This window comes from Solemya pervernicosa gill symbiont (assembly GCF_002020875.1).
Taxonomy (GTDB): Bacteria; Pseudomonadota; Gammaproteobacteria.
This window is the reverse complement of record NZ_MPRL01000085.1, coordinates 1-9,163: the sequence shown is the minus strand read 5'-3', so window position 1 is coordinate 9,163 and position 9,163 is coordinate 1. Positions and strand designations below refer to the sequence as shown.

Below are 9,163 nucleotides of genomic sequence, written 5' to 3'. Positions count from 1 at the left end.
GGGGCGCCGTAGGCATAAACGGTCGCGTTAAGTATTTGCCGCTTGCTTGGGCTTGGATGCCCAAAACAAGCTTCCGCAAAAATAGCGACTCCCCGAAAAAGGGTATGTCGCTGAAGGAATTAAAAGACATAGCGCTAAAATCGGTGGTTGGTTCAGCAACGAAAGATCAAAAGATAGCGAACATCAAAAACAGATCAAAGGCGATTAAGCTATACGCAAAGAAAAGAGCAAATGGGATTTGTGAGGCTTGTGGAAAAAGTGCGCCTTTCAAAACAAAAGATGGTCCATATCTTGAGGTGCATCACATGTTTAAGCTTGCTGATGGTGGTCCCGATATCCCTGTAAATGTCATTGCTCTCTGTCCAGTCTGTCATTGCCGCGCCCATTACGCTTTGGACTCAACAAAGTTCAACGATAGTTTGATCGATATTGTGAAGACAATCGAAGACGCGATCATCTAATAATTACTCCATTACTCGCTTTATATTTGCGAATATTGGAGTGTGCCAGTAGGTATGTACTAACCGCCACCCAGCTCTGCCAGCAGGGTACGCTGGGCGCTGAACGGCTCATCATCCCCTTCGGGGACAGCGCGCTGGTAGCTGCCATCGCTATTGAGCAGCCACGCCTGGGCGCTGTCATTCAGGTAGTAACCCAGTTCGTGGATGACCCGCGCACGAAGATCCTTGGCGATTACCGGGAAGCAGGTCTCGACACGGCGGAAGAAGTTTCGATCCATCCAGTCGGCGCTGGCGCAGAAGACCTCCGGCTCATCGCCGTTGTGGAAGTAGAAGACACGGGTGTGTTCGAGGAAGCGACCGATGATCGAACGCACGCGGATATTCTCCGAAACCCCTTCGATGCCAGGACGCAGACGGCAGACACCACGCACGATCAGATCGACTTTTACTCCCGCCATTGAAGCGCGATAGAGCGCACGAATACTCTGTGGCTCGGTCAGTGAGTTGGTCTTAATGATGATGTGTGCATCTTTTCCAGACTTGGCGTGTTCGATTTCGCGCTCGATCTTTTCGATCATCGCATCGTGCAGGGTAAAGGGTGAAGAGAGCAGCTTGTTGAGCTTGATCACCCGTCCCAGACTGGTGAGCTGACCGAAGATCTGTTGCACATCCTCACCGACATCCTTGTTACTGGTCATCAGGCCGTAGTCGGTATAGAGCCGAGCGGTACGAGGGTGGTAGTTGCCGGTGCCGAGATGCACGTAGCGGCGTAGCTTCTTACCCTCGCGGCGAATCACCAGCACCATCTTGGCGTGGGTCTTATAGCCGACCACGCCGTATACGACGTGGGCACCAGCAGCCTGCAGGCGGTTGGCCAGGGCGATATTCTCCGCCTCATCAAAACGGGCGCGCAGCTCGATCACCACCGTCACCTCCTTGCCAGCGCGTGCCGCCGCTACCAATGCATCGACCACCGCAGATTTGGGGCCGGTGCGATAGAGGGTCTGTTTGATCGCCAGCACCTCGGGATCGAGCGCCGCCTGCTTGAGGAAATCGACGATCGGCAGGAACGACTCGTAGGGGTGGTGCAGCAGCACATCCTGTTTGCCTAGCAGCTTAAAGAGATCGGGGTTGCTGTTGAGTTTGCCGGGCAGGTTGGGGGTGAAGGGTTTGAAGGTCAGGTGTGGTCGATCGGCCAGATCGCAGACCGACATCAGACGGTTGAGGTTGACCGGGCCGTTGGCCAGATAGGCGTCGCCTTCGGTCAGCTGGAAGGTCTCGAGCAGGAAGCGCTGTAGATCCTCCGGGCACTTGTGGTCGATCTCGATACGCACCACTGCACCGTTGCGGCGTGAGGCGAGCTCGCCCTCGACGGCACGCATCAGATCGTCGATCTCCTCATCATCGACGTAGAGGTCGCTATTACGGGTGATGCGGAACTGGTAACAGCCGGTGACCTTCATGCCGGGGAAGAGCGCATCGACATAGGCGTGGATGACCGAGGAGAGGAAGACGTAGTCGTGCTCGCCATTCCCCTCATCCTCGGGTGGCAGCTGGATCAGGCGCGGCAGTGCGCGCGGCGCCTGCACCACAGCGTAGGCACCGGTTCTGCCGAAGGCGTCACGCCCCTTCAACGAGATGATGAAGTTGAGGCTCTTGTTGAGCAGGTGCGGGAAGGGGTGGGCCGGGTCGAGACCCAGCGGGCTGAGTACCGGTAGTAGCGACTCCTCAAAGAAGTTGTGCAGCCACTTCGCCTGCGCCTCACTCCAGTCGGCGCGACGGATGAAGCGGATATCTTCCTTCTCCAGCAGTGGAAAGAGCTCCTCGTTGAGCAGTCGATACTGCTCCTCGATTAGCGGTTTGGTGCGCTTCTGGATCTCTCTGAGCTGATCCTGGGGGGAGAGGTTGTCGGGTTCGCTCTTGAAGGAGCCGAACTCCTCCTTCTGTTTCAAGCCGGCAACACGGATCTCGAAGAACTCATCGAGGTTGGTGCTGGAGATACAGAGATAGCGTAGGCGTTCGAGTAGCGGAATCGACTCATCCTTCGCCTGCTCGAGGACTCGCTGGTTGAACTCCAGCAGACTCAGTTCGCGGTTGATATAGAGTTCGGGTTGGTTGAGATCGATGGTATCCATGGTGAGCCTGTTGTTATCGGTTGGTATTGAGCTTATCAGCAGTCGATGAAATCGGTATGACGTTCGTCAGTAGCCGAGAGAGCGACCACCATCGACGGTCATGATCTGACCGGTCATATAGTCTGCTTCACGAATTAAAAATAGCACCGCACGGGCGATGTCGGTTGGCTGGCCCTGACGCTTCAACGCGGTACGGTCGATGATATCGCTCTTGTCGCTCTCCTCCAGGCCCTGCTCAGGCCAGAGGATGGCACCGGGGGCGACACCGTTGACGCGGATTTCTGGACCCAGCTCGCGTGCCAAAGAGCGGGTCATCATCACCAGCCCCGCCTTGGCCATGCTGTAGATCGGATGGCCCTTCAGCGGCTGTTCGGCGTGGATGTCGACGATATTGATAATCACGCCGCGGTGCTGAAGCAGGTGAGGAGCGGCTGCCTGCGAGAGGAAGAAGGGAGCCTTGAGGTTGGAGCCCATCAGGTCATCCCACTCGTGGGTGGTGGCCTCCCCCACTGGGGTGGGATAGAAGGATGAGGCGTTATTGACCAGGATGTCGAGTCGTCCCCAGGCAGAGACCGCCTGTTCAATCAGTACCGGCAGCTTACCGGTTTCGTGCAGGTCGGCCTGTAGTAGCCGAACCGAGTCGGCGCGCATCGCATTTAGCTCGTTCGCCAGCTTCTCGGCCGCCTCTGTTGAGTGGCGATAGTGGAGCAGCAGATCAATGCCGTGAGCGTGCAGGGTGCGTGCGGTGGTTGCACCAATGCGGTGTGCCGCGCCGGTAATCAGGGCGGTCTGGTTAGGGTGTAGGGTTGTCGTATCGCTCACACTTCTTTACCTTCGTCTGCTTTATCGAAACTCTACCCTAATTATGGCAACTATCGAAACAAGAGCACGCGAGGCGCAGCGAGCGCTGGCCGATCTACCGCAGCCTGAGGCGGCGGCATTGGCACAGAGCCATGCGCTGGTGGAGCTGATCGCGAGTGAGATCGGCGAGGAGAGCATCAGCTTTGCCCGTTATATGGCGTTGGCACTCTATGCGCCGGGGCTCGGTTATTACAGTGGTGGGGCGCGCAAGTTTGGCGAAGCGGGCGATTTTACCACCGCACCGGAGATCTCAGCGCTCTTCTCCCGTGCGCTGGCCAGGCAGTGTGCCGAGGTGCTGGGCTCGCTAGGTGGCGGCGATATTCTCGAGTTCGGTGCCGGTAGTGGGGTGATGGCGAGCGATATCCTGCTCGAGCTGGAGCAGCTGGGGCAGTTGCCGCAACGTTATCTGATCCAGGAGTTAAGTGGCGAGCTGCGCGAGCGGCAGCGTGAGACGATTCAGGCGAAGGCACCGCATCTGTTGGAGAGGGTTGAGTGGCTCGATGGACTAGATGGTGTTGAGCTGCGGGGCGTAGTGCTCGGCAATGAGCTGCTCGATGCGATGCCGGTAGAGCGTTTTCGAATTGCGGAACATGGGGTTGAGCAGGTACGCGTTACGGTGGCAGAGGGTGGCCTGGTTCTTACAACAGAGCCTGCCGAGGTGTCGTTACGTGGGGCGGTTGAGCGGCTGCAGAGTCAACTTGAGGAGCCGCTGCCGGTCGGGTATGAGTCGGAGTGTTGTCTCGAGTTTTCCCCCTGGTTCTCGGCACTCTCTGAGGTGTTGAAGGCGGGTGTCGCACTGTTGATCGACTACGGTTATCCACGCCGTGAGTACTATCTGCCACAGCGCAGCAGCGGCACATTGATCTGCCACTACCGCCATCGCGCCCATGAGGCGCCGCTCTATCTACCGGGGCTGCAGGACATCACCAGCTTTGTCGACTTCAGTGCAGCAACCGAGGCAGCTCTGGATGCCGGTTTTGAGCTGGGTGGTTACACCAACCAGATGCACCTGCTGATCGGATGCGGGCTGGAGGAGCTGCTGGCGGAGTTTGATATTAACGATACGCAGCGCTTTATGAGCGCCACCCAGCAGATCAAGAAGCTGACCATGCCGGGTGAGATGGGGGAGCGTTTCAAGGCGCTGGCGCTGACACGCGATTATAAACAACCGCTGCGCGGTTTCTCGTTGCGTGATTACAGTGGGCAGCTGGAGCTCTGATGCGAGGTTTTGTTGCACTGTTGATGGTGCTGCTGCTCGCGGGTTGCGTCGCCACCGAGACCAAACCGGGCGATACCAGTAGCTTTAATCTCAAGTCGATCGCCAAGTCCGATATCGATATGGTCTCGGAGTACCATCTCAACAGCTCGCTCGACTACCTGCGCACCCTGATGGTGAAGCTCTACAAGCGTAATCCGAAGGAGTGGCGCCGGGGCGGATTCGAGAGCATGGAGGCGGCGGTCGCACGTCTCTTCGCCAATGAGCAGGGGTGGGCGGTACCGAATGTTGGCGGTAAGCGTGGCACCGCATTGATCGAAGAGGCTTTTCGTGAGGATTATGGCCACGACCGGGTGCTTGCCTTCATTGCTGGTCTGGCAACGATGAGTATCGATGCCTATGGCGGTAAGACCGAGTTCTATATGTTCGATTCGATAGAGCCACAGAGTCTCTACAATGCAGCGCGTAACTACGAGATAGCCGCCTGGCGCCTTGGTCACTCTCGCAATGTCCGCGGCGAGCTGTTTCTGCTCAGCAATGCGACCGAGGGGCGGGTGATCAATCTCAGCTATGAACGCCTCTTCGGCAAGCTGATCGCCAGCCACGACCTGATGGCCAAGATCATGTCCGACAAGACCAATCGCACCATCAAGGGTGTCATTCAGCGGGTGGCAGGGGCGGTCTTCCTGCCGATCTGAATCAATGGGTGAGAAGGTGGACCGCAGTTGTCTATTCGTACCAGCCGTCGTACCCTCGCACCACTTTTCTAAGCGAGACCACCGATAGTGGAGACGATCCAGATTATCGCACTGGCGATCCTGCAGGGGCTGACCGAGTTCCTGCCGATCTCCAGCTCTGCCCACCTGATTCTGTTACCCAAACTGGGCGGTTGGAGTGACCAGGGGCTCGCCTTCGATGTCGCCGTTCATGTCGGTACGCTCTCAGCAGTGGTCTGGTATTTCCGTTGCGAGCTGCTGAAGATGTCGCGTGATTGGGGCGTGTCGATTGTCGAGCGTCGTATGGTGGGTGAGAGTCGACTCGCATGGGCGGTGCTGCTGGGCACCATTCCTGTCGGTATAGCCGGTCTTTTACTGAAGGATCTTGTCGAGACCTCGCTACGCTCACCGCTGGTCATCGCCTGGACGACCATCGGCTTTGGTCTGCTACTTTGGTGGGCCGATCGACAGGGCAAGCGGGTGCGCGATGAGCATTCCCTCGGCTGGGGTGATGTGCTCTTTATCGGTGCGGCGCAGGCTATCGCGTTGATCCCGGGTACCTCGCGTTCCGGTATTACCATGACCGCTGGCCTGATGCTGGGACTGGAGCGCGCCGCTGCGGCACGCTTCTCCTTCCTGCTTTCGATCCCGGTGATTGTGCTCGCCGGTGGTCTGCATAGTATTGAACTGATCAAGCAGGGCAGTGGTGTCGACTGGCAGGCACTGCTATTTGGCACGGTACTGTCGGCTGTGAGTGCCTACCTCTGTATTCACCTCTTTCTCAAGCTGCTGGAACGGATCGGTATGGTGCCGTTTGTGATCTACCGGCTAGCGCTTGGCGCAGTTCTACTGGCGCTCTATTTCTGACTAATAAATAACGGGAGTTAACCATGTTCAAGGCCAATGAGTATTTTGATGGCAAGGTGAAGTCAATTGCCTTTGAGACCGGTGATGGTCCCGCCACCGTCGGCGTAATGGCGCCTGGAGAATATGAGTTTGGCACCTCGCAGCAGGAGATCATGAGCGTGGTTAGCGGTGGGCTCGATATCAAGCTACCTGGTAGCGATAGCTGGCAGAGCTTCGGTCCCGGCACAAGCTTTACCGTAGAGGCTAACCAGAGCTTCGGGGTGAAGGTCGCTGTTGAGAGCGCCTACCTCTGCCTCTATAAATAACCGCCTGGTGTAGGTGTGCGCGAGCTGAAGTTTCGCCGGGTCTGGCTCGCAATCGGGTGGTTGCTGGTGTTGGCATTAGTACTGCTTTCGCTGCTGCCTCCACTACCCGATCCCATACCAACACTCGGCTACAGTGACAAGCTGGGGCACGCTGCGGCCTATGCACTATTGATGGGCTGGTTCATGGTGCTCTATCGAGGCGGTCGGCGGCGACTGCTACTAGCACTTTTACTGATCGCTATGGGTGCCTCGCTTGAGCTGTTGCAGGGGATGGGGAGTCTACGTCGGTTCGAGTATCTCGATATGGTGGCCAATGGCGTGGGTGTAGGGCTAGGCTATCTGTTGATCCGCTGTTGTGGAACGGAGCTTCTGTTGCATTTGGAGCAGAACGGGGCTGGGGTGGATCAGGCGGAGGGGGCGTATGGGGATTGTCAGTAGACGGTTGTCCAGATTCAGGAAGAGCCTGCTCAAGCGTTGCTGTCTGGATCAATACATACGGGAGCGCTTCTTTCGGGCCCACGGCTATCCGCTCAATCTCGATAATCCCCGAACATTCACTGAAAAACTTCATTGGGTGAAGGCCAACTGTGATCTGGCCTCGCTGGCAGACTTCGTTGATAAATACACCGTACGTGAATTTGTCGCTGAAAGGGTTGGAGAGGAGGTGCTCGTACCGCTACTTGGCCTCTACAGTCATTTTGAAGAGATCGATTATGGTGGGCTTCCAAGCCGTTTTATGTTGAAGGCGACGCACGGCTGCGGCTGGAATGTTCGCGTGGAAGACAAACGGTTGCTCGATTGGCATGAAACGGGGAACAAGGTGCGTGGCTGGTTGAGGAGTAGTTATTACTCGCGCATAAGTGGTGAGGCAAATTACAGGAATATTACGGGTCGGATAATTATCGAGAAATATCTGCGTGATCCGAGCGGTAATCTACTTGATTTCAGATTTTACTGCTTCGACGGTAAGCCGGTGGCGATCCATGTGAGTATCGATCGACCTGGCGGCGATCTCTTCAGGGTGTTCAATACTGAATGGAAGGAGTTTAAAAAGCATGACAGCCACGCTGATCGTGTAACACAAAGAATAGATCGGCCCGATAACCTGAATGAGATGTTGGCGATTAGTGAGAAACTTTCAGCTGGCTTTCCTTTTGTGCGTGTCGATCTCTATAACGTGGCCGGAAAGATCTACTTTAGTGAATTAACCTTTACGCCGAATAACGGACTTTCAATGGCTGATCCAAAGGAGCTCGATCGTTACTATGGCGACGCCTTCAATATTGAACCCTATAGGAGCGATCCCTATTGTCAGGTCGAGTGGTCGCCTACCAATCTGATGGAGAAGGAATAGTCTCTTCTTTGTTGCTTTATGTCTAAAACCGATAGAGATCGAAAGGTGCGATGTCGATAGAGGGCGTTTTGCCGGTGATGAGTTCACTGATTACTCTGCCGGTCATCGGGGCACCCGCAAGTCCAGTGTGGCTGTCTGGGTCTTGTTAGTCATCTCAATTGGCTCTTGGTTGTTCAACTATGTGGCTGGACAGTGTGAGTTCTAGCGAGAAAGCAGTGGTGGAATAATGTCGCCAAAGAAGTCCCACATGATAAAAACAAAGATAATAAAAGCGATGATGTTTGCTGCGTAACGGAATTTTCGTTTACTGCTCTCGCTGATCTGTTGTTTTCGATGTTTGAAGCTGTCACTGGCTGGCAGATCTCCACCTTTGAAGTGCGTTGCATGTTCGATTATCTCAATCAGGTGTTTGGCCGTTTTGGCATTGGGCAAGGTGTCGCCGAGGGTCTGTTTTTTTCCGTCTCGGGTGATCGCCTCAATCTTAATTCTGATCTTTCGTTTACTGCCGCTACTGCTGCTCATCGCCACCTTCTGCTCAAAATCAACGATCTCTTCAGTGGCTATAGTCGTGCGCAGTGGAAAGCCGAGTATGCGACGAGTGGTGGTGATGGCTGTGCGTCCTGCATGTACCTCAAGGCTGTTGGTTACCATATAGAGACCAGAGAGAAGTAGTAGGCCGCCGATGAAGACAAAGATGATGAGAAAGGTGATTGGCACGTCACCACCAGTGAAGTGGTTGATCAATAACACGGGGGCAGCGAATAGAGTACCGAATATCATCATGCCAATGGCAAAGCCGAGATCACGCATTACCGGGTAGAAGAGGTTGGTCCCGTCGGCTTGCGGGGTGATGACCACTTTGTCGCTGTCGAGCTCTACTGCTGCCGATTCATCATCAATGTGCAAAGCAGCCTGATCGGCGGTTCTGACCTTGTCGCTACTCGCCTCACCGGTGTCGTAAACCGGGATATCGAAGCTTCGATCAAGATCAGGACCACGCATCTCGCCCTTGGCGCTCAGCTCCCAACGGTGGCGGTTGCCCGATGTTTTGTTGCTCGATTCGGGAAGGTTGTCGGGTGTGATGAAGTTGAACTGCAGACGAGTGCCATTCATACCGGGCGCGATGGTGGCCGACTGTGTTGATTCCCAGCGCTGACCGCCATGGATAGCGAAGCGAAGGCGGTTAGTCCGCGATAGTCGACGCCGTCTGCATATTCGTAGTTGAGAGCGCGAGCGAACGACGAAGAA

At 55.7% G+C, this 9,163-nt stretch carries 10 protein-coding genes; 7 read left to right on the top strand and 3 right to left on the bottom strand.

Translation table 11 applies throughout. From position 1 onward, the window contains the following. On the top strand, window positions 1-461 hold a 461-nt coding region (locus BOW52_RS17950; protein ID WP_135622513.1), incomplete at its 5' end, for an HNH endonuclease. A 59-nt stretch (window positions 462-520) separates the two neighbouring features. Here the strand turns inward: BOW52_RS17950 and ppk1 are convergent. Together ppk1 and BOW52_RS15325 are read right to left on the bottom strand one after the other, a co-directional pair. Continuing rightward, on the bottom strand, window positions 521-2,596 hold the full coding sequence (gene ppk1, locus BOW52_RS15330) for a polyphosphate kinase 1 (RefSeq protein WP_078484957.1): 2,076 nt from the start codon (window positions 2,594-2,596) through the stop codon (window positions 521-523). A gap of 66 nt (window positions 2,597-2,662) precedes the next feature. After that, complete coding sequence (locus BOW52_RS15325; RefSeq protein ID WP_078484956.1) at window positions 2,663-3,418, bottom strand: pteridine reductase; 756 nt, start codon at window positions 3,416-3,418, stop codon at window positions 2,663-2,665. 43 nt (window positions 3,419-3,461) lie between these two features. Here BOW52_RS15325 and BOW52_RS15320 point away from each other — a divergent pair, with 43 nt between their 5' ends. The 6 genes from BOW52_RS15320 (at window position 3,462) to BOW52_RS15295 (ending at window position 7,915) form a co-directional block, all read left to right on the top strand. Continuing rightward, window positions 3,462-4,676, top strand: a complete 1,215-nt coding sequence (locus tag BOW52_RS15320; RefSeq protein WP_078484955.1) for a class I SAM-dependent methyltransferase — start codon at window positions 3,462-3,464, stop codon at window positions 4,674-4,676. Then, window positions 4,676-5,371, top strand: coding sequence for a hypothetical protein (locus BOW52_RS15315; RefSeq protein ID WP_236725776.1), 696 nt, complete (start codon window positions 4,676-4,678; stop codon window positions 5,369-5,371). The genes BOW52_RS15320 and BOW52_RS15315 overlap by 1 nt, the downstream gene beginning before the upstream one ends. A gap of 87 nt (window positions 5,372-5,458) precedes the next feature. After that, window positions 5,459-6,256: an undecaprenyl-diphosphate phosphatase gene (locus tag BOW52_RS15310; protein WP_078484954.1), complete on the top strand. Its 798-nt coding sequence runs from the start codon at window positions 5,459-5,461 to the stop codon at window positions 6,254-6,256. 23 nt (window positions 6,257-6,279) lie between these two features. Next, complete coding sequence (gene ppnP, locus BOW52_RS15305) at window positions 6,280-6,561, top strand: pyrimidine/purine nucleoside phosphorylase (RefSeq protein ID WP_078484953.1); 282 nt, start codon at window positions 6,280-6,282, stop codon at window positions 6,559-6,561. 15 nt (window positions 6,562-6,576) lie between these two features. After that, window positions 6,577-6,999, top strand: coding sequence for a VanZ family protein (locus tag BOW52_RS15300; RefSeq protein WP_078484952.1), 423 nt, complete (start codon window positions 6,577-6,579; stop codon window positions 6,997-6,999). After that, window positions 6,983-7,915 carry an ATP-grasp fold amidoligase family protein gene (locus tag BOW52_RS15295; protein ID WP_078484951.1) on the top strand — a complete coding sequence of 311 codons (933 nt, stop codon included), beginning with the start codon at window positions 6,983-6,985 and terminating at the stop codon, window positions 7,913-7,915. The genes BOW52_RS15300 and BOW52_RS15295 overlap by 17 nt, the downstream gene beginning before the upstream one ends. Before the next feature lie 201 nt (window positions 7,916-8,116). On the opposite strand, the gene BOW52_RS17140 is transcribed toward BOW52_RS15295, so the two are convergent. Then, a partial coding sequence (locus tag BOW52_RS17140) for a hypothetical protein (protein WP_172840384.1) occupies window positions 8,117-9,163 on the bottom strand: 1,047 nt, incomplete at its 5' end.